16 protein-coding genes are annotated in these 21,147 nt (G+C 63.0%); 7 read left to right on the top strand and 9 right to left on the bottom strand.

Features of this window, described 5'->3' with window-relative positions:
• Window position 1 precedes the first annotated feature (1 nt).
• The 5 genes from IB144_RS19230 to fepA all read right to left on the bottom strand — a co-directional run bounded on the left by IB144_RS19230 (window position 2) and on the right by fepA (window position 6,160).
• Window positions 2-1,528: a sugar ABC transporter ATP-binding protein gene (locus tag IB144_RS19230; RefSeq protein WP_012068418.1), complete on the bottom strand. Its 1,527-nt coding sequence runs from the start codon at window positions 1,526-1,528 to the stop codon at window positions 2-4.
• Window positions 1,528-2,136: a DUF2291 family protein gene (locus IB144_RS19225; protein WP_040215869.1), complete on the bottom strand. Its 609-nt coding sequence runs from the start codon at window positions 2,134-2,136 to the stop codon at window positions 1,528-1,530. The genes IB144_RS19230 and IB144_RS19225 overlap by 1 nt, the downstream gene beginning before the upstream one ends.
• A 10-nt stretch (window positions 2,137-2,146) precedes the next feature.
• Window positions 2,147-3,088, bottom strand: a complete 942-nt coding sequence (locus IB144_RS19220) for a D-ribose ABC transporter substrate-binding protein (RefSeq protein ID WP_004178959.1) — start codon at window positions 3,086-3,088, stop codon at window positions 2,147-2,149.
• 117 nt (window positions 3,089-3,205) lie between these two features.
• On the bottom strand, window positions 3,206-3,865 hold the full coding sequence (gene entD, locus IB144_RS19215; RefSeq protein WP_040250177.1) for an enterobactin synthase subunit EntD: 660 nt from the start codon (window positions 3,863-3,865) through the stop codon (window positions 3,206-3,208).
• Window positions 3,866-3,931: 66 nt separating this feature from the next.
• On the bottom strand, window positions 3,932-6,160 hold the full coding sequence (gene fepA, locus IB144_RS19210; RefSeq protein ID WP_046654577.1) for a siderophore enterobactin receptor FepA: 2,229 nt from the start codon (window positions 6,158-6,160) through the stop codon (window positions 3,932-3,934).
• A gap of 259 nt (window positions 6,161-6,419) precedes the next feature.
• Here fepA and fes point away from each other — a divergent pair, with 259 nt between their 5' ends.
• Genes fes through entF form a run of 3 tightly spaced genes read left to right on the top strand, consistent with a single transcriptional unit; the run spans window position 6,420 to window position 11,751 of the window.
• A complete protein-coding gene (gene fes, locus IB144_RS19205; RefSeq protein WP_004198313.1) occupies window positions 6,420-7,628 on the top strand; it encodes an enterochelin esterase in 1,209 nt (402 codons plus the stop codon).
• 27 nt (window positions 7,629-7,655) lie between these two features.
• Window positions 7,656-7,859: an MbtH family NRPS accessory protein gene (locus tag IB144_RS19200; protein WP_004176919.1), complete on the top strand. Its 204-nt coding sequence runs from the start codon at window positions 7,656-7,658 to the stop codon at window positions 7,857-7,859.
• A 10-nt stretch (window positions 7,860-7,869) separates the two neighbouring features.
• Window positions 7,870-11,751 (top strand): enterobactin non-ribosomal peptide synthetase EntF, encoded by a 3,882-nt coding sequence (gene entF / locus IB144_RS19195; RefSeq protein WP_064162101.1) that lies wholly within the window; start codon window positions 7,870-7,872, stop codon window positions 11,749-11,751.
• 64 nt (window positions 11,752-11,815) lie between these two features.
• Here the strand turns inward: entF and fepC are convergent, their stop codons facing one another.
• Genes fepC through fepD form a run of 3 tightly spaced genes read right to left on the bottom strand, consistent with a single transcriptional unit; the run spans window position 11,816 to window position 14,603 of the window.
• On the bottom strand, window positions 11,816-12,610 hold the full coding sequence (gene fepC / locus IB144_RS19190; protein ID WP_020323973.1) for an iron-enterobactin ABC transporter ATP-binding protein: 795 nt from the start codon (window positions 12,608-12,610) through the stop codon (window positions 11,816-11,818).
• Window positions 12,607-13,599 (bottom strand): iron-enterobactin ABC transporter permease, encoded by a 993-nt coding sequence (gene fepG, locus IB144_RS19185; RefSeq protein WP_004893521.1) that lies wholly within the window; start codon window positions 13,597-13,599, stop codon window positions 12,607-12,609. The genes fepC and fepG overlap by 4 nt, the downstream gene beginning before the upstream one ends.
• Window positions 13,596-14,603, bottom strand: a complete 1,008-nt coding sequence (gene fepD / locus IB144_RS19180; RefSeq protein WP_004176917.1) for a Fe(3+)-siderophore ABC transporter permease — start codon at window positions 14,601-14,603, stop codon at window positions 13,596-13,598. Before fepD ends, fepG begins: the two co-directional genes overlap by 4 nt.
• Window positions 14,604-14,715: 112 nt before the next feature.
• On the opposite strand from fepD, the gene entS reads away from it, so the two are divergent.
• Window positions 14,716-15,957, top strand: a complete 1,242-nt coding sequence (entS, locus tag IB144_RS19175) for an enterobactin transporter EntS (protein WP_004147525.1) — start codon at window positions 14,716-14,718, stop codon at window positions 15,955-15,957.
• 379 nt (window positions 15,958-16,336) lie between these two features.
• Here the strand turns inward: entS and fepB are convergent, their stop codons facing one another.
• Window positions 16,337-17,296: a Fe2+-enterobactin ABC transporter substrate-binding protein gene (gene fepB / locus IB144_RS19170; RefSeq protein ID WP_004147526.1), complete on the bottom strand. Its 960-nt coding sequence runs from the start codon at window positions 17,294-17,296 to the stop codon at window positions 16,337-16,339.
• Between the two features lie 188 nt (window positions 17,297-17,484).
• On the opposite strand from fepB, the gene entC reads away from it, so the two are divergent.
• The 3 genes from entC to entB are packed head-to-tail and all read left to right on the top strand — an operon-like array spanning window position 17,485 to window position 21,142.
• Entirely contained in the window at window positions 17,485-18,660 is a 1,176-nt protein-coding gene (entC, locus tag IB144_RS19165) for an isochorismate synthase EntC (protein WP_004176916.1), read from the top strand.
• A gap of 9 nt (window positions 18,661-18,669) precedes the next feature.
• Window positions 18,670-20,277, top strand: coding sequence for a (2,3-dihydroxybenzoyl)adenylate synthase EntE (gene entE / locus IB144_RS19160; protein ID WP_040215863.1), 1,608 nt, complete (start codon window positions 18,670-18,672; stop codon window positions 20,275-20,277).
• A 13-nt stretch (window positions 20,278-20,290) separates the two neighbouring features.
• Window positions 20,291-21,142: an enterobactin biosynthesis bifunctional isochorismatase/aryl carrier protein EntB gene (gene entB, locus IB144_RS19155; RefSeq protein WP_021313366.1), complete on the top strand. Its 852-nt coding sequence runs from the start codon at window positions 20,291-20,293 to the stop codon at window positions 21,140-21,142.
• Window positions 21,143-21,147 lie beyond the last annotated feature (5 nt).

The raw sequence follows: 21,147 nt of genomic DNA, 5'->3' as shown, positions 1-21,147 counted from the left end.
CTTAGAACCCCTGAGCGCTTGCTGAAACCAGCGCCGACTCTTCGGCCTGGTCACGAACGATATCGGCGGTCAGTTTGCCGCCTGACATCACCAGGATACGGTCAGAGACCGCCATGATTTCTTTTAAATCGGAGGTGGAGAACACCACCGCCATTCCCTGCTGCGACAATTGCACCATCATGCGAAACACATCCCCCTTGGCGCCGATGTCGATTCCGCGCGTAGGCTCGTCAAGAAACAGCACCTTCGGATTGGTTAACAGCGAACGGCCAATAACCACCTTTTGCTGATTGCCGCCGCTGAGCGCCTGGATCTCGACTTCTGGTGATGAGACCTTGATGGATAGATTGCCAATTGTGCTGGCGACGACGGCCTCTTCCTCTTTATTGGCAATGGTTACCCCGCGCTGAAGACGACGCCACAGGCTGGCAATGGTCAGATTGCTGGCGACTGAAGAGATCGGAAAAATCCCGGTCCGCTTACGATCTTCCGGCACCAGACTCATGCCCATGCGGATGCGTTCGGCCGTGGTTAACCGCTGGGGAACCGGTTTGCTGTCCAGCCAGATCTTGCCAAAGTAGTGGCGCGCTGTCCCCAGCAGACATTCAAACAGCTCGGTTCGTCCGGCGCCCATCAGGCCGTAGATCCCAATAATTTCACCGGCATGTGCTTTAAAACTGACGTTATCCACCACCGTATTGCCCGCGGCATTCACGCAGGTCAGGTTCTCCACTTCCAGCAGTGGGGCACCGAAGCGGCGATTCGGGGGAAGAAAATGACTTACCGGATCGCTTCCCAGCATTTCACGGACGATCCATGGCACATCAATTTCACTCACCCTGGCCTCCGCCTGGAATTTGCCGTCACGCAGAATGGTAATGACGTCGCCGATGGCCATCAGCTCTTCCAGACGGTGTGAGATGTAGATGATGGACACCCCCTGACGCGTCAGCTCGCGGATGACCCGAAACAGGATATCCACCTCGGTTTTGCTTAAGGCGGATGTAGGCTCATCAAGGATCAAAATGTCCGCATTTTCCGCCAGCGCTTTGGCTATCTCAACCAACTGCTGCTGACCGACCTTCAGGTTACCCACCAGCTCCCGCGGCGAGATCGGCTGATCGAGTCGCTGCAACAGCTCCGCGGCTTGTCGTTCCTGCTCTGCTTCGTTAATTGGCGTAAGCCCGCGCTGTAGCTCGCGACCAAGAAAGATATTTTCCGCGACGCTAAGATTTTCAAACAGGTTCAGCTCCTGGTGGACCATACCAATGCCGTGGGCGGCGGCCTCGCGGGTGCTGGAGAAATGGACTATGTTGCCGTTGAGTTCCATTTCGCCCAGGCTCGGCTGTTGCACACCGGCGAGAATTTTCATGAGCGTTGATTTACCCGCGCCATTTTCGCCGATGATCACGTTAACTTTGCCACGCCAGACGTTGTAGTCGACGTTATCCAGGGCCACCGTGCCGGGGAACAGCATGGAAATACCACGGGTGCGTAAAATGATCTCCTCTGCGGGTGAACTGGCCATCAGCGCGCCTCCTGTTTTAGCTCAAGAGCGGCCGCATCCTGCAGGCTGCCGTTAACCACCGTGGCCGCAAAGAGAATATCGACAGGTTTGCCTGCCCAGCTCGCGTCCACTGTCGGCAACGATTTTATCGCCTCCCGGTTGTAGGCGCGTGAAAGCTGCGCAAACTGCACCTGGTTGGTAAAGTCTTCAAATTTGAACCCGCTGGCATCGCGAATGGCGTTGCCCCGCATGACAGGACCCAGCTGCACGACCAACGGCTGGCCGTGTAGCGTAAGAGTGAGCTTTTGCTCGCGTGGGTTGCTGACGTCAATCCCGGTCACTTCGCTGCTCAGGCGAACAAAGACGCTCTGTGGCGTAGCGCCAGACGCCTGGCGCACTTTTTCCAGCGCAGCCGCGTCCAGCGCATGTTGGTTCGCTGCGTCAATCACTCGAGATTGCCAGGTTTGTTGCGCGATCTGCTGCGGGGTGAGATGGTCGAAGCTGGGTTTCGCGTTCGGGTCGGCAGGCAGCACTGGCTTGCCATTCTCATCTAAGTCCACCACCGTGCAGGCCGTCAGCAACAGGGCGGCGCAGCCCATCAGCACGGCGCCCCATTGTTTTAACCGCATCATTTCCGCCTTACTCGCTGAGGTTGAACATGTTGAGTTTTTTCGCATTGCCACTATCGATGAGGATGCAGTCCATCAACTGCTTCTCTTCTTTTTGGGCTTTCCCGTTCTTCAGGAAAAAGTCCGCCTGTTCCACGGCCATTTGCGCCTGCTTCCAGCCAGGCTGGAGAACCGTGGCTTTAATGTTGCCCTGCTTGAGTATCGAGTCGCGGGTGTAGTCGCTACCGTCGAAGCCGACGACAATCACGTCGTTTTTACCCGCGGCTTTCAGCGCCGCTTCCGCCCCCAGCGCCATGGTATCGTTGCCGGAAATCACACCGACGATATCCGGATTGGTCTGCAGAATAGCTTCCATACGGGTAAAGGCTTCCGTCTGGCTCCAGTTCGCCGTCTGCTGGGCGACCATTTTCATTTCCGGATAGTCGTCCAGCACATCGTGATAACCCTGCGAGCGGACGCTGGCGTTGGTGTCGGACTGACGACCTAACAGTTCGACATACTTGCCTTTACCGTTGAGGAGGCTGGCGAATTTTTCCGCGCCAAGCTGGGCGCCCTGATAGTTGTTAGAGACGATCTGCGCCACGGCGACGCCGGTTTTATTGATCTCTCTGTCGATTAAAAATGCCGGCACACCTGCCGCTTTTGCTTTTTCCAGCGGGCCGACGGTGGCATCCGCGCCAGCGTTATCCAGGATGATGGCTTTGGCTTTCCGCGCAATAGCCGTTTCAATCAGTTGGTTTTGTTTGTTGACGTCGTCGTCGTGGGAGGCGACCAGGGTGCTGTAACCCAGCTCTTTCGCTTTCGCCGCTGCGCCGTCAGCCTCCGCTTTAAAGAATGGGTTATCATGTGAAGGAGTAATGATCGCGATCAGGCCATTATCGGCGGCGAAAAGTGAGCCAGATGCGGCCATCATGGAGGCAAACAGAACAGACTTTATCAGGGTAGTTTTCATTATTATCTCCGCATTGAATATATATTCAATAATGATTTATTATTCAATGTAACCATAAAGCGGCCAGTCAGAACTGTCTACGGTTTGCACAGGTAATTTCTTAAAAAGCGAAAAGGATCACGCTTCGCGAGTCGGGCAGGTACAGGTAATAACGAGATCGTCTTTTATCAGATGATTGATTTGAAGGGGGAAATCAGCAAGTTGCAGGGAGAAACTGGCGGTAAAACGTAAATGGATCTGCTGCGTAGTGAGTGCCACAATCCGGGCGCTGTGGAAGCCGGGCAGGCCGGAAGCGTGTGAGGACCAGGCCTTAAACCCACTCTCTTTCGCCGAAAACGCCAGCGTCAGCGCCAGCGGGAAGGGCAGGCCGCTGTGCAGCAGCGCCGTTTTTTCCGCCGGGCTGATAATGCTGCTCTCCAGCTCCGCGGCCAGCTGTGGGGTAAACCGGCGCTCGATATCGACGCCCACCGGCCGATCGGCGATCACCGCCAGCGCGCGCTGGCCGCAATGACTTATGCTGCCGAACCAGGGCGTGGGCCACAGCGGCTGGCGCTGGTCGCCGATGGCGGGAAGCCGTTTCTCCCCCACCTCGCGCAGGGCGTATGCCGCGGCGATGCGTCCGGCCAGGTGCTCCGCCTGCCGCTTGCGGCCCCACCCGGTCAGGCTGGCGTGATAGGGCAGCCAGAACAGATCTTCAGGCTGGAAAGTCGCCGGGTCGAAGTCGATCTGCTGGATGGTATAGCCGGCCAGAGGCAAAACGGTGCGATGGTGGCGCATAGGATAAGGTTACCGCGGTTGCCCCCGCCCTTTGTCCAGCAAGGGCGGGGGAGGGAGAACCCGCTATCAGAAGTGGGTGTTGACGCTCAGGTACCAGGTGCGGCCCGATTCATTGTAGGTCTCGGCGCCGGCGCCGTACATCGTGCCGGTGGCGCCCCCGGTGGTCTGGGCGTTGCCCGCGCGCCAGTGGCGCTTATCGAAGACGTTATCCACGCCGCCGGTCAGACTGACGTATTTGGTGACGTCCCAGGTCGCGCTCAGGCCGAGGATGCTGTAGGGGCTAACCTCGTTCTTCTCGCTGCCGGAGACCGGTTGACCCTTGTAGTTGTACTTCTTCGGCTCCTGCTTGCCGTACCAGGTGAAGGTCGACTGCAGCGAAACGTCATCGCGAACCTGCCAGCTCAGGGTGGAGTTCAGCGTGTATTCCGGGATAATCGACAGACGATCGCCGGTCTTTTTGTTCTTACTCTGCAGCATATAGGTGATGTTGTTGGTCCAGTTGACGGTCTCGCTCACCGGAACGTTCAACGTCCCCTCCAGACCTTCCACCACCGCTTTCGGCACGTTTTCCCACTGGTAGAGATCGGTACCTTTATTGTTTTGATAGACCGGAGCATAGCCCGCTTCAATCTTGTTGCGGTAGTCGTTGCGGAACCAGGTGACGCCCGCCAGCCAGCCGTCGCGTTTAAACTCGAGGCCAATCTCTTTGTTGATGCTGGTCTCGGCTTTTAAGTCGTCGTTACCCTGCAGATAGCAGCCGTCTTTACTGGCATAGCAGCCCTGGCCTTTACTGTAGAGAATGTAGTTCGGGTTGGTCTGATACAGGCTCGGTGCTTTATAGGCGCGAGCGATACCCATCTTCAGCGTGAAGTCGTCCCACAGCCCCTGCGACAGGTTGAGGGACGGGCTCCAGTTATTGCCGACAATGCTGTGATGATCGAAACGCAGCGCCGGAGTCAGCATGGTGGTGTCGGTCAGCTCCATGTTGTTCTCGGCGAACAGCGAGAAGATTTCCGCCTGCGAGTACGGGCTGCGGCCGGTGCTGTCGTAACCCGGAATTTCGCCTCCCGACAGCGCCTGGGTGTTGGACGCGTTATCCTTCATCCGCTGTTGATTCCACTCGCTGCCCAGCGTCAGGTTCTGATTAACCAGGTAGTCGAACGGGATACTGACTTCACTGTGCAGCATCACATCTGACAGATCGATATCCGAGAACTGATTACTGTTAAAGATCCCCTCGGTGCCCCCGGCCAGGCCTTCGCCTTTGCGCGAGTTGCGGGTGCGCTCGTACTGCGCCCAGTTGCTGGTGGTCACCCCGTTGTCCCAGGCGCCGTTCCAGGTGACCGAGTAGGTGTTGCGGTACAGCCGGTTGGTCTCTTTACCGTAGTTCTCTTTTACCAGGTCGTTGGTGTTGGTGTTCTGGGTGTCGCCAGCGTAGAGGTTGCCCTGGCGGCTGTAGCCGGCCTCAAACTCCAGCGACTGCATCGGAGCGAATTCCCAGCGCACCAGACCATCGATGTTTTTGTTTTTCACCCCTTCGCGCCCGGCCGGCAGGGTGTCGGCATAGATCCCGGTACGTTCGGACTGATGGCCCTGGTTGATATCCCAGGCGTCGGCCTGCGTTTTGTCGAGGTTACCGAACAGGCGGAAGCTAAAATCGCCGCCCAGCGGGCCGCTGAGGCTGAAGTTAGTGCGTTTGGTGGAGCCTTCATCCTTGTGCTCCGGGGCGTTCATATAGGTGTTCCATGAGCCGTGCCACTCATCGCCGGTTTTTTTGGTGATGATATTCACCACGCCGCCGGCGGCGCCGTTGCCGTAGCGGGCGGCGGCCGGGCCGCGAATCACTTCGATACGTTCGATCATCTCCGGCGGCACCCAGCTGGTATCGCCGCGGGTGTCGCGCTCGCCGCGCCAGCCAAGGCGCACGGAGTTGCGGCTGGTGACCGGCTTGCCGTCGATCAGGATCAGGGTATTTTCCGGGCCCATGCCGCGGATATCAATCTGGCGGTTGTTGCCGCGCTGGCCGCTGGTGGAGTTGCCGGTCAGGTTGACTCCCGGCATGGTGCGAATGATCTCCGAGACGTCGCGCGCCGGGGGGCGTTTGCGGATCTCATCGGCGGTGATGGTGGAGACGCCCGGCGCCTGCAGGTTCTGCTCGGCGGCGGTGACCACCATGGTCTCTTCAGCGGCGCTGTTTTTATCGTCGGTGGCGGTTTCCGCTGCGCTTAACGGAAAAGCAACCCCGTAAATTCCCAGATTGACCAGCAAGGCCAGGGATTTGATCCTGTTATTCATTGTTATTCCTGCTTTTTGTCGCCACGTTCCCCAAACGCCCCTTCCCACCGGGAGGGGAGGCGGCATAAATGTTGCCAAAAGCGGGCAAAGGCACTCCGTCGCTGGCTGAATAAGCCCGATTTGACATGTTCTGATGAAAGACGCGCTTCCCACGGCGCGCTAATACGCTATTGCAAATGCAAATAGTTATCAATAATATTATCAATAAATAATGACAATTAATTAAAAAAGTCACGCTATACATAGGGTTAATGACAGAATGTTAAGGACAGGAAGCGAGGAGTGGTGGCAAACCCTGCGGGGGCCGCAGTGCCGCGCAGTGGATGGCGCCATCGAGGTAACGTTCTGGTGGCGGGACCCGGCGGGGGATGAAACCTGCTCTCCCCATCGTCGGGTATGGCTCTATATCACCGGCGTGACCGACCACCATCAGAATGCGCGTCCGCAATCGCTGCAACGTCTCCCCGGGACCGACGCCTGGTTCTGGCGCACTACGCTGTCGCCGACCTGGCGCGGCAGCTACTGTTTTATTCCCTCCGACCGTGACGATGATTTTTCCCCTGAGGTGTTCAGCGCTGATGCGCCCGACCGCGCGCTGCTACGCGAAGGCTGGCGCAAACTGCTGCCGCGGGCGATAGCCGATCCGCTGAACCCGCACAGCTGGCGGGGCGGACGCGGCCATGGCGTGTCCGCCCTGGAGATGCCGCAGGCCCCCGCGCAGCCCGGCTGGGACCCGCTTAATGAGGCGCATCCTGCCGCCCGTTGCCTTGAGTGGCGCAGCGCGCGTCTGGGCAACCATCGCCGGGTCTGGATCTACACCACCGGCGAGGCTGTCGACCCGCAAACGCGGCCGCTGGCGATCCTGCTCGACGGCCAGTTCTGGGCCGAGAGCATGCCGGTGTGGTCGCCGCTGGCCGCCCTGACCCGCGAGGGGAGACTGCCGCCGGCGGTCTACCTGCTGATCGACGCGATCGACAACCAGCGCCGCGGGGTTGAGCTGCCCTGTCACCGCGATTTCTGGCTGGCGGTGCAGGAGGAGCTCCTGCCGCTGGTCCACGGCTATGCCCCGTTCAGCGACCGCCCGGATCGGACGGTGGTGGCCGGGCAAAGCTTCGGCGGTCTGGCGGCGATGTTCGCCGCTCTCAACTGGCCGCAGCGCTTTGGCTGCGTGCTCAGCCAGTCAGGCTCCTACTGGTGGCCGCACCGTGATGGCCGCGGGACGGGCTTTATCGGCGAACAGCTTCGCCAGGGTGAGGTGTCCGCGGCCGGGCTGCGCGTCTGGCTGGAAGCGGGCCAACGCGAACCGATCATTTTTCGCGCGAACCAGGCGCTACTGGCGCAACTCACCACAACACAGCAGACGATTTTCTGGCGTCAGGTTGACGGCGGGCATGATGCGCTTTGCTGGCGCGGCGGGCTGACGGCAGGGCTTATCCAGCTCTGGCAGCCTCTGCTGTCGCACCCTTAGCATCGCGTTTTACGACAGGAGTTTGATATGCAATTCAGTAACCCCTTCGACAATCCGCAAGGGCAGTTTTACATTCTGCGCAATGATCAACAGCAGTACAGCCTGTGGCCGGCGCACTGCGACCTGCCTGCCGGCTGGACGGTGGTGTGCCCCCCGCAGTCGGCCGAGGCCTGCAACGCCTGGCTGGCGGCCAACTGGTCGACACTGACCCCCGCCCATCATGCGTCATAAGGAGCTGACAATGACCACTCGTTTACCGCTGGTTGCCGCGCAGCCGGGGATCTGGATGGCCGAGCGCCTCTCCACTCTGCCAGGCGCCTGGAGCGTGGCCCACTATGTTGAACTACGCGGCGCCCTCGACCCGACGCTGCTGGGAAAAGCGATTGTCGCCGGTCTGCAGCAGGCGGACACCCTCAGCCTGCGCTTTGAGGAAGAGGAGGGGGAAGTCTGGCAGTGGCTGGCGGCCGACCGCACCTTTGCCGAACCGTCGATCATTGACCTGCGGACGGCGCCGGATCCGCATCGCGCCGCTACGGAGCGGATGCAGGCGGATCTGGCGCAGGATCTGCGCGTCGACGGCGGCAACCCGCTGGTGTGCCATCAGCTGCTGCGCGTCGGCGACGACCGCTGGTACTGGTATCAGCGTTATCACCACTTGCTGGTGGATGGCTTCAGCTTCCCGGCGATAACCCGGCAGATCGCCGCCATTTACCGCGCCTGGCAGCGTGGGGAAGCCACTCCTGAGTCGCCTTTCACCCCCTTCGCCGAGGTGGTGGACGAGTACCAGCGCTACGCCGGCAGCGAGGCCTGGCAGCGGGATAAAGCTTTCTGGCAGGCCCAGCGCCAGGCGTTACCGGCGCCAGCCTCACTCTCTGCCGCGCCACTGGGCGGGCGCGCCGCCGGGAGCGATATCTGGCGGATGAAGCTGGAGATGAACGCCGACGCCTTCCGCCGTCTGGCCAGCCATGCGCCGCAGTGTCAGCCCGCTGACCTGGCGCTGGCGCTCACCACGCTGTGGCTGGGCCGCCTGTGCAACCGGATGGACTACGCGGCGGGCTTTATCTTTATGCGCCGGATGGGTTCAGCCGCGCTGACCTCGACGGGGCCGGTGCTCAATGTCCTGCCTCTGGCGGTGCATATTGACGCCCAGGAGACGCTGGCGGACCTGGCGATGCGCCTCGCCGGTCAGTTGAAAAAGATGCGCCGCCATCAGCGCTATGACGCCGAACAGATCGTTCGCGACAGCGGCAAAGCGGCAGGGGACGAACCGCTGTTCGGCCCGGTGCTGAACGTCAAAGTCTTTGATTACCAGCTAGATATCGATGGTGTGCAGGCAGTGACCCACACCCTCGCCACCGGCCCGGTCAACGATCTCGAGCTGGCGCTGTTCCCGGATGAGACCGGCGGGCTGTCGCTGGAGATCCTCGCCAACAAGGCCCGGTACGACGAAGCCGAGCTTCGTCGCCACATGGCGCGACTGACCGCGCTGCTGGCGCAGTTCGCCGCCGATCCGGCGCTGCGCTGCGGCGAAGCAGAGATGCTCTCCGCCGACGAGCTGGCCCGGCTGGCGGCGGTCAACGATACCGCTGTGCCGCTGCCTGCCACCACCCTCAGCGCGCTGGTGGCCGACCAGGCGCGGAAGACCCCGGATGCGCCGGCGCTGGCGGACGCCCGCTGGCAGTTCAGCTATCGCGAGATGCGTCAGCAGGTGGTGGCGCTCGCGCAGCTGCTGCGTCAGCGCGGCGTGAAGCCTGGGGACAGCGTGGCGGTGGCCCTGCCGCGCTCGGTGTTCCTGACCCTGGCGCTGCACGGCATTGTCGAAGCGGGGGCCGCCTGGCTGCCGCTGGACACCGGCTACCCGGACGACCGCCTGCGGATGATGCTGGAAGACGCCCGGCCGTCGCTGCTGATCACCTCGGAGGACCAGCTGGCCCGCTTCAGCGATATTCCGGGGCTGGAAAGCCTCTGCTACCAGCAGCCGCTGGCCGCCGGGGATGACGCGCCGCTGGCGCTGTCAAAACCAGACCATACCGCCTACATCATCTTTACCTCCGGCTCCACCGGGCGGCCGAAAGGGGTGATGGTCGGCCAGACCGCCATCGTCAACCGCCTGCTGTGGATGCAGGATCGCTATCCGTTATCTGCCGACGACGTGGTGGCGCAGAAAACGCCGTGCAGTTTCGACGTTTCGGTGTGGGAGTTCTGGTGGCCGTTTATCGCCGGCGCGCAGCTGGTGATGGCCGAGCCGGAGGCGCACCGCGACCCGCAGGCGATGCAGCAGTTCTTCGCCCGCTACGGCGTGACCACCACCCACTTTGTGCCGTCGATGCTGGCGGCGTTTGTCGCCTCGCTGGATGCGGACAGCGTGGCCGCCTGCCGCACGCTGCGGCGGGTATTCTGCAGCGGCGAAGCGCTGCCGACGGAATTGTGCCGCGAGTGGGAGCGCTTAACCGGCGCGCCGCTGCATAACCTGTACGGCCCGACGGAGGCGGCGGTGGACGTCAGCTGGTACCCGGCCTGCGGATCTGAGCTGGCGGCGGTGACCGGCAGCAGCGTGCCGATTGGCTGGCCGGTGTGGAACACCGGGCTGCGCATTCTCGATGCCGCGATGCGCCCGGTGCCGCCGGGGGTGGCGGGGGATCTTTATCTCACCGGCATCCAGCTGGCGCAGGGCTATCTGGGGCGCCCGGATCTCACCGCCAGCCGCTTTATCGCCGACCCGTTTGCCCCCGGCGAGCGGATGTATCGCACCGGCGACGTGGCGCGCTGGCTGACGAACGGCGCGGTGGAGTACCTTGGCCGCAGCGACGATCAGCTGAAGATCCGCGGGCAGCGCATCGAGCTTGGCGAGATTGATCGGGTGATGTCGGCCCTGCCGGACGTGGGGAAGGCTGTGAGTCACGCCTGCGTCTTCAACCAGGCGGCGGCGACCGGCGGTGATGCCCGACAGCTGGTGGGCTATCTGGTCTCTGACTCCGGCCTGCCGCTGGATACCGCGGCGCTGAAAGCGCGGCTGGCGGAACAACTGCCGCCGCATATGGTGCCGGTGGTGCTGATGCAGCTCGCTGAGCTGCCGTTGAGCGCCAACGGCAAACTGGACCGCAAAGCGCTGCCGCTGCCGACCCTCGGCGGCGAGCGCATCGGCCGGCCGCCGGAGCCCGGCATGGAAACCCTTGTCGCCACGGCCTTCAGCCAGTTGCTGGGCTGCGAGGTGAACGATATCGACGCCGATTTCTTCGCCCTCGGCGGTCATTCTCTGCTGGCGATGCGCCTGGCGGCACAGCTCAGCCGCCAGCTGGCGCGGCAGGTGACCCCGGGGCAGGTGATGGTGGCCTCGACGGTGGGCAAACTGAGCGCGCTGCTGGCCGCCGATCTCAGCGATGAGCAGGCTCAGCGCCTGGGGTTGGATACGCTTCTGCCGCTGCGCGAGAGCGACGGCCCGACGCTGTTCTGCTTCCATCCGGCCTCCGGCTTCGCCTGGCAGTTCAGCGTGCTGGCGCGCTATCTCAGCCCGCGCTGGTCGATTACCGGTATTCAGTCGCCGCGCCCGCAGGGGCCGATGGCCAGCGCCGCCAGCCTCGACGAGGTCTGCGAGCATCATCTGCAAACGCTGTTGGCGCAGCAGCCGCACGGCCCTTATTACCTGTTCGGGTATTCGTTGGGCGGCACCTTAGCCCAGGGGATTGCCGCCCGCTTGCGCCAGCGCGGCGAAGCGGTGGCCTTCCTCGGCCTGCTGGATACCTGGCCGCCGGAGACGCAAAACTGGGCAGAGAAAGAGGCCAACGGGCTGGATCCCGAGGTACTGGCGGAGATCGACCGCGAGCGCGAAGCGTTCCTCGCCGCCCAGCAGGGGCAAGCCTCCGGCGAGCTGTTCAGCGCCATCGAAGGCAACTATGCCGATGCGGTGCGGCTGTTAACCACCGCGCATAGCGCGAAGTTTGACGGCAAGGCGACGCTGTTCGTGGCGGAGAAGACGCGGCAGGAGGGGATGGATCCGCAGGTCGTATGGGGCCCGTGGGTGGGGGAACTGGAGGTGTTCAGCCAGAACTGCGCCCACGTCGATATCATCTCCCCGCAGGCCTTTGAGGCCATCGGTCCGGTGGTCAGGGAGATTCTGGGGTAACGGTTGAGTTCGGGCTACAGCAGGTAGCCCGGCTCAGCGTAGCGCAAGCCGGGGAAAGAGGAGATTACCGGCGGCCCAGCGGGACCACCAGCGGCGTATGCGCCACCGGATCTTCAATGATCGTGCAGCGCAGACCGTAAATCCGTTCAATCAGATCGGCGGTGACGATCTCCTTCGGCGCCCCCTCGGCGACGATCCTGCCGTCGCGCAGGGCGATCAGGTGGGTGGCGTAGCGGCAGGCCTGGTTAAGATCGTGCAGCACCGCCGCCAGGGTGTAGCCCTTCTCGCGATTCAGCTCGCTCAACAGCTCCAGCAAGTCGATCTGATGGCTGATGTCCAGCCAGGTGGTCGGCTCATCCAGCAGCATAATCGCCGTTTCCTGGGCCAGCACCATCGCAATCCACGCCCGCTGCCGCTGGCCGCCGGAAAGCGTGTCGACGCTCTGCAGCGCCAGATCGCTGATCCCGGTCGCCCGCATCGCCTTGTTCACCGCCTCTTCATCTTCTTTGCGCCAGCGGGTAAACAGCGGCTGGTGCGGATAGCGCCCGCGGGCCACCAGCTCCTGCACCGTGATATCGCCAGGGGTGGTGGCATTCTGCGCCAGCAGCCCGATGCGGCGGGCAACCTCTTTACTGGCGTACTGCTGGATCTGCGCGCCGTCGAGCCAGACGTGGCCGCTGGCGGGCGTCATCAGGCGACTGAGGGTGCGCAATAGCGTCGACTTGCCGCAGCCGTTGGGGCCAATAATGGCGGTGAATTGACCGTCAGGGATGGTCACGTTCAGCGACTCGGCGATGGTCTTGTTCCCGTAGGCCAGGGTTAACTGCTCGCCGCGCAAACGGGAGGGGACAGCACTCATTTTTTGCGGGACTCCTGAATCAACAATGCAATAAGGTAAATACCGCCGAGGCTGACGGTTAACACGCCAACCGGCAGCTGCCACGGCATAAACAGCCGTTGGGCGCCGTAATCGGCCAGCGCCAGCAGCAGCGCGCCGCACAGGGCCGACTGGGTCAGTCCCCAGCGGGCCGTGCCGCTCAGGCGGCGGGCGATATGCGGCGCCACCAGCGCGATAAATGAGATCGGCCCGGCCAGCGCCGTCGAGGCGGCGGTGAGCACCACCGCCACCAGCATCAGCAGCAGGCGCGAACGCTCGACCTGCACCCCCAGCGCGCAGGCGGTATCGTCGCCCATCTCCAGCAGCCGCATCCGGCGAACCAGCAGGGCGCTGCTCACCAGCATCAGCAGGATCAGCGGCGCCGACGGCCAGGTTTTACCCCACGTCAGGCCGTTGAGCGATCCGGCGTTCCACAGGCCCGCAGAAAGGGCGGTCTCCAGCGAGGCGCGCAGCAGCAGCCAGGTGTTGAATGCCACCAGCATGGCGCGCACGCCGATGCCGATAATGATCAGGCGGAAGGTTTCGATCCCGTTGCGCCAGGCCAGCAGCCAGACCACCAGCGAGGTCAGCACCCCGCCGGCCATCGCCGCCAGGGCGATCGCCGTCAGGTTCTGGCCGAAGAGGACCATCGCCACCAGCACGCCGCTCCAGGCGCCGGTGTTAAAGCCCATCACGTCCGGGCTGCCGAGCGGGTTACGGGTCAGCGACTGGAAAATGGCGCCGCTGACGCCGAGCGCGGCGCCGATGAGCAGCGCCATTAACACCCGCGGCAGCCGCCATTCGTTCACCACCATCGCGACGTTGCGCGGCGCATCGCCGAACAGCGCCGAGAACACCTGGTCAATCGTCAGGGGCACCGGGCCTTGCGCCAGCCCGAGCAGAGAAATCAGCAGGCTGGCGGCCATCAGCAGCAGGCAACTGGCTATCAGGCGGCGGGACGGAGCAATCACAGGCCACCTCCCCGCGGCTGGCGGCGCACCAGCCAGATCAGCACCGGCGCGCCGAGAAAGGCGCTCACCACCGATACCCGCAGTTCGCCGGGCACCAGCAGGCGGCCAATCACGTCGGCAAACAGCAGCAGGGCCGGGGTGGCGAGCAGGGTGACCGGCAGCGACCAGCGATGATCGGCCCCCACCAGCCAGCGCGCCATATGCGGCATCATCAGGCCGATAAAGGCGATGGGGCCGACGACGGCGGTGGCGCTGCCGCACAGGACGGTGATGACGATCAGGCCGATCAGCTGGGTGCGGGCGACGCGGCTGCCGAGGGCGGTGGCGGTATCGTTGCCCAGGCTCAGGCTGTTAAGCGCCCGGCTCAGCAGCAGAGCGGCGATCCCCGCCACCACTACCGGCAGCAGGACAATTTTCAGCGTTTGCAGGGTGCGGATATCCAGCGAACCGGCCTGCCAGAAGCGTAGCTGATCGTAGACGTCCGGGTTGAGCAGGGCGATGCCGTTGGACAGCCCCTCGAGTACCGCCGCAAGGGCGACCCCGGCGAGGGTGAGGCGCACCGGGCTCAGCTGACCGCCGCCCTGGCTGCCGGTAAAGGCTACCAGCAGCGAGGCGCAGAGCGCGCCGCAGAACGCCAGCAGCAGCTGCTCCTGCGGGGAAGTGATCCCGAACAGCGCCGCGCCGAGGACGATGGCGAAGCTGGCGCCGGAGTTGACCCCCAGCAGGCCGGGGTCGGCCAGCGGGTTGCGGGTGAGCGTCTGCATCAGCGCGCCGGCGAGGCCGAGGGCGACGCCGGCCAGCAGACCGGCCAGAGTGCGCGGCAGGCGCGCGTCCAGCACGATAGTGCAATCAGCGCTTTGACAGGTTCCGCTGAAGGCGGTGAATACCGTGCCGATCGGCAACGATTTGGCGCCGATGGTCAGGCTAAGCGCGGCGGCTAAGGCGAGTAACAGCAACAATCCGGGCACGGCGACAGAGCGTACCGCGGTCGTAGAAAACGACATAACTGACATCCCTGATATGATAATGATAGTAATTATCGTTATCGATTTTATTCAGCTATGGTAGCATGACCCACAGTAAAAAGGGTATTAAAAATAACGACAAGGCGCTGTAATGAACCGACAATCCTGGCTGCTCAATCTCAGCCTGCTGAAAACTCACCCGGCGTTTCGCGCCGTTTTTATCGCTCGCTTTATCTCTATTCTGTCGCTTGGCCTGCTGGGCGTGGCCATCCCGGTGCAGATCCAGATGATGACCCATTCGACCTGGCAGGTCGGGCTGTCGGTGACGCTGACCGGGGCGTCGATGTTTGTTGGTCTGATGGTGGGGGGCGTGCTGGCTGACCGCTATGAACGTAAACGCCTGATCCTGCTGGCGCGCGGCACCTGCGGCGTGGGCTTTGTCGGCCTGTGTCTGAACGCCCTGCTGCCGGAGCCGTCGCTGGCGGCGATCTACCTGCTGGGGATCTGGGATGGGTTCTTCGCCTCGCTGGGGGTGACCGCGCTGCTGGCGGCGACCCCGGCGCTGGTGGGGCGGGAAAACCTGATGCAGGCCGGGGCCATCACCATGTTGACGGTGCGCCTGGGCTCGGTGATTTCGCCGATGATCGGCGGCCTGCTGCTGGCCACCGGCGGCGTGGCGTGGAACTTTGGCCTGGCGGCGGCGGGGACCTTTATCACCACCTTAACCCTGCTGCGTCTGCCGCAGCTGCCGCCGCCTCCGCAGCCGCGCGAGCATCCGCTGCGCTCCCTGCTGGCGGGGCTGACCTTCCTCTGCCGGAGCCCGCTTATCGGCGGGATTGCGCTGCTTGGCGGTCTGCTGACCATGGCCAGCGCGGTGCGGGTGCTCTATCCGGCGCTGGCCGGTAGCTGGCAGATGTCGGCCGGACAGATTGGCCTGCTGTACGCCGCTATTCCGCTCGGTGCGGCGCTGGGGGCGTTGACCAGCGGCCAGCTGGCCCAGACGGTGCGGCCGGGCGCGCTGATGCTGGCGACGACGGTGGGATCGTTTGTCGCCATTGCGCTGTTCAGCCTGATGCCGCACTGGGCGTTGGGCGCGCTGTGCCTGGCGCTGTTTGGCTGGCTGAGCGCTATTAGCTCGCTGCTGCAGTACACCCTGATCCAGACCCAGACGCCGGAACATATGCTCGGGCGGATTAACGGTCTGTGGACCGCGCAAAACGTCACCGGCGACGCCATCGGCGCGGCGCTGCTCGGCGGCTTAGGGGCAGTGATGACGCCGGCGGCATCCGCCAGCGCCAGCGGCTGGGCGCTGGCGCTTGTCGGTGTGCTGCTGGTTGGGCTGCTACGCGAGCTGCGCCGTTTCCAGCGCCCGGAAATTGTCAACGAAAGTTAAGTAGGGTGCGATTGCCCGGTGGCGGCTGCGCCTTACCGGGCCAGGGGTACGGCAGGCCGGTACAAGCTCAGTAGGCCGGGCAAGCGCAGCGCCGCCCGGCAAAGAGTTCAGGTTGCGTGCCCCGGCCTGATGCCCGGTGGCGGCTGCGCCTTACCGGGCCTGGGGTACGGCAGGCCGGTGCAAGCTCAGTAGGCCGGGCAAGCGCCGCGCCGCCCGGCAAGGTGTTCAGGCTGCGTACCCGGCCTGATGCCCGGTGGCGGCTGCGCCTTACCGGGCCTACGGTCTGGACTGGGGGACGCTGGCATTGTAGGCCGGGCAAGCGCAGCGCCGCCCGGCAAGGTGTGCAGGCCGCGTTCCCGTCCTGATGGCGCAGCCCGCGTTAGCCGAACAGGCTGGAGAGACGCTGGAGCACCAGCAGAGCGCTGTAGTAGTCAAGGCGGAAGGTCTCGGTGCCCAGCGGGTAGACGCGTTTGCCTGCGACCGCCGGGAGATGCGCCAGCAGCGGGTTGGCGTAGATGGCATCCGCATCTTTCTGGTCGCCGGCGAACAGGAACAGGCTCTGGCCGTTCAGACCGGCCGCGAGGTTCTCCCCGCCCAGCTGCACGATATCGTGGCGTTTACCCTGGCTATGGCTGGCGGGCAGGCCGCCCGGCAGCGTCGCCAGGCTAAAGCCCAGCTGTTCGAGCATCTGCCCCTGAGCCGATTCCGGCGTCCAGATATTGGCGCTGTGCGCGGCGGCGGTATAGACCAGGGCGGTCACCGGCTGCGGCGGCAGTTTCATTTTTTCTTTTAACGAAACGAGCTGTTTATTGAAGTCGGCAATGCGCGCGCTGGCCTGTTGTTCATGACCGGTGATCTGCCCCAGCTGGGTGAGCAGGGTTTGCCAGCTTTTATCGTCATAGTTGATGACCAGCGTCGGGGCGATGGTTTTAAGCTGATCGTACAGCGGCAGGGCGGAGTCGCCGCCGGTCGCGCTCACCAGGATCAGATCCGGCATCTGGGCGGCCACCGCTTCGGCGCTTGGTTCGCCGATGTACAGCCGCGCCAGCTTGCGGGCTTTGGCAACCTCGCTCCACTGGCGCAGAAAGCCCTGGCTATCGGCGACGCGGTTGTTCGGCGTGGTCGCGCCGCTGGCGACCACCGGAGCGTCAATCGCCAGCAGCGAACCGGTAAGCGTCACGCTGGTGGAGACAATGCGCAGCGGCTGACTCGGCAGGGTATGCGTCCCGTAGCTGTCGGTGACCTGGCGCGGCCAGTCCGCCGCCTGGGCTGAGGTAATTCCTAAAAGCAACAGCATGCCGGTCAGCGCACCGCGGCGGCAGAAAGAAAAGAAGTTCACGTCATCGCATCCTGATTTGAAAGGTGATAAATGCGTCTCATTTTCAACTTTGTGTCAGCAGGATGCAAGCCAAAGTGGCGGCGCCATGACGTAACGCGGTTGACATGGCGGGCAATACCTTTTAGGTTAGCCAACCAAAATATAAATGATAATTATTCTTAATATCTTTATCGTTTTTGGAGGATGATATGGAAACGTCACTGGCTGAGGATGTAAAGAAACCGACCCGGACCCTGTCGCCGGACAGCTTCTTCTTTATGTCGCCGTACCGCAGTTTTACCACTTCAGGCTGCTTCCGTCGCTTCTCACAGCCCGCCGTTGGCGGCGATGCGCTGAACGGCGAGTTCCAGCAGCAGATGGCGGCCGCCTTTGCCGAGGCCCGGGCGGCGGGGATCCGCAAGCCGGTGATGGTCGGGGCTATCCCGTTCGACACCTGTCAGCCTTCCGAGCTCTATATCCCCGAGCGCTGGGAAGCGTTCTCTCGCCCGGAAAAGCAGCGTTCCGCCCGCTATGCCGCGCCGCTGGAGGCGATGGAGGTGGTGGAGCGTCGGGAGATCCCGGAGCAGGACGCGTTTTTAGCCATGGTGGAACGCGCCGCCGCGCTGACCGCCACCCCGGAAGTCGACAAAGTGGTGCTATCAAGGCTTATCGATATTACCACCCGCGACCGCGTCGACAGCGGCGCGCTGATGGAGCGACTGATCGCCCAGAACCCCGCCAGCTTTAACTTCCACGTGCCGCTCTCCGACGGCGGCGTGCTGCTGGGCGCCAGCCCGGAGCTGCTGCTGCGTAAAGAAGGACAGCACTTCAGCTCTCTGCCGCTGGCCGGCTCCGCCCGTCGCCAGCCGGACGATGTGCTGGACCGGGAAGCAGGCAACAGGCTGTTGGCCTCCGGCAAAGATCGCCACGAGCACGAGCTGGTGACCCAGGCGATGAAGAGCGTGCTGGGCCCGCGCAGCAGTCAGCTGTCGCTACCGGAGTCGCCGCAGCTGATTACCACCCCGACGCTCTGGCATCTGGCGACGCCGATCGCAGGCACCGCGCTGGCGGAAGAAAACGCCATGTCGCTGGCCTGTCTGCTGCACCCGACGCCGGCGCTGAGCGGTTTCCCGCATCAGGCGGCGAAGCGCCTGATTGCTGAACTGGAACCCTTCGATCGCCAGCTGTTCGGCGGCATCGTCGGCTGGTGCGATGACGAAGGCAACGGCGAGTGGGTGGTGACTATCCGCTGCGCGCGTCTGCAGCAGCGTACGCTGCGCCTGTTTGCCGGCGCGGGCATTGTTCCGGCCTCCTCGCCGCTGGGCGAATGGCGCGAAACCGGCGTCAAACTGACCACCATGCTTAACGTATTTGGCTTGAACTAAGAGGCAAGGATGATTGCATTTACCCGTTGGCCGGAAGAGTTTGCGGCCCGCTATCGTCAAAAAGGCTACTGGCAGGATCTGCCGTTAACCAATCTGATCACCCGTCACGCGGAAAACGACGCCGTGGCGATTATCGATGGCGAGCGGCAGATTAGCTACCGCCAGTTTAATCAGCTGGTGGACAACCTCGCCTGCTCGCTGCAGCGCCAGGGACTGAAGCGCGGGGAAACCGCGCTGGTGCAGTTGGGCAATGTCGCCGAGTTTTACATGACCTTCTTTGCGCTGCTGCGCATCGGCGTCGCGCCAGTGAACGCTTTGTTCAGCCACCAGCGCAGCGAACTTAACGCCTACGCTGCGCAGATTAAACCGGCGCTGCTGATTGCCGATCGCGAGCACGCGCTGTTTGCTGACGATAGCTTTCTCCACGCGTTTATCGCGGAACATCCTTCCCTGCGCGTCGCACTGTTGCGTAACGACGGCGGCGAGCGCGATCTGGCGACGGAGATTAACCGCCCGGCGGATAACTTTGTCGCCAATCCAACCCCTGCCGACGAAGTGGCCTTTTTCCAGCTCTCCGGCGGCAGCACCGGGACGCCGAAGCTTATCCCTCGCACCCATAACGATTACGACTACAGCATCCGCCGCAGCAACGAGATCTGCGGGATTAACGCTGAAACGCGCTACCTCAACGCGCTGCCGGCGGCGCATAACTATGCGATGAGTTCCCCGGGTTCGCTCGGCGTCTTCCTCGCCGGCGGGCGGGTGATCCTCGCCGCTGACCCGAGCGCCACGCTCTGTTTCCCGCTGATCGAAAAACATCAGATTAACGTCGCGTCGCTGGTGCCGCCGGCGGTCAGCCTGTGGCTGCAGGCGATTCACGAATGGGGCAGCAACGCCCAGTTGCAATCGCTGCAGCTGTTGCAGGTCGGCGGCGCGCGCCTGTCAGCGACCCTCGCCGCGCGCATTCCGGCGGAAATCGGCTGCCAGCTGCAGCAGGTGTTCGGCATGGCGGAGGGGCTGGTGAATTACACCCGCCTTAACGATAGCCCGGAGCGGATCATCAATACCCAGGGCTGTCCGATGTGCCCGGACGATGAAGTGTGGGTAGCGGATGCCGACGGCAACCCGCTGCCGCGCGGCGAAGTGGGCCGCCTGATGACCCGCGGGCCGTACACTTTCCGCGGCTACTACAACAGCCCGCAGCATAACGCGGAAGCCTTTGACGCCGAGGGGTTTTATTGCTCCGGCGATCTGATTTCGATCGACGAAGATGGGTATATCACCGTCCAGGGCCGGGAAAAAGATCAGATCAACCGCGGCGGCGAGAAGATCGCCGCTGAAGAGATCGAAAACCTGCTGCTGCGCCATGAGGCGGTGATCCACGCCGCGCTGGTCAGCATCGAAGACAATCTGCTGGGCGAGAAAAGCTGCGCTTATCTGGTGGTGACCTCGCCGCTGCGCGCCGTCGCCGTGCGCCGCTTCCTGCGCGAGCAGGGGGTGGCGGAATTTAAACTGCCGGACCGCGTGGAGTGCGTTGCCGCGCTGCCGCTGACGCCGGTGGGCAAAGTCGATAAAAAACAATTACGTCAGTGGCTGGCCGAAGGCAAGCTGGGCTGAAGGAGAACAGAGAATGGCAATCCCTAAATTACAGGCATATGCGCTGCCGGAAGCCAGCGATATCCCGGCGAACAAGGTCAACTGGGCCTTTGAGCCGTCGCGCGCCGCGCTGCTGATCCACGATATGCAGGAATATTTCCTCAACTTCTGGGGCGAAAACAGCGCGATGATGGAGAAAGTGGTGGCTAATATCGCCGCCCTGCGCGACTTCTGCAAACAGAACGGCATTCCGGTGTACTACACTGCCCAGCCGAAAGAGCAGAGCGATGAAGACCGTGCCCTGCTGAATGATATGTGGGGGCCGGGTCTGACCCGCTCGCCGGAGCAGCAGCAGGTGATTGCCGCGCTGGCGCCGGATGAAGACGATACCGTGCTGGTGAAATGGCGCTACAGCGCGTTTCATCGCTCGCCGCTGGAGGAGATGCTGAAAGAGACCGGTCGCGACCAGCTGATCATCACCGGCGTTTACGCCCATATCGGCTGCATGACCACCGCCACCGATGCTTTCATGCGCGATATCAAACCGTTCTTTGTCGCCGACGCGCTGGCAGATTTCAGCCGTGAAGAGCACCTGATGGCGCTGAAATACGTCGCCGGCCGCTCCGGCCGCGTGGTGATGACCGAAGAGCTGCTACCGCTCCCAGCCTCCAAAGCGGCGCTGCGCGCGCTAATTCTGCCGCTGCTCGACGAATCCGATGAACCGCTGGATGATGAAAACCTAATCGACTACGGTCTGGATTCGGTGCGGATGATGGCCCTGGCCGCCCGCTGGCGCAAAGTGCACGGCGATATCGACTTCGTGATGCTGGCGAAAAACCCGACCATCGACGCCTGGTGGGCGCTGCTCTCCCGCGAGGTGCACTAATGGCG

Source organism: Klebsiella sp. K4, from assembly GCF_014596785.2.
Lineage (GTDB): Bacteria > Pseudomonadota > Gammaproteobacteria > Enterobacterales > Enterobacteriaceae > Klebsiella > Klebsiella pneumoniae.
This window is presented reverse-complemented; position numbering and strand designations above follow the sequence as displayed.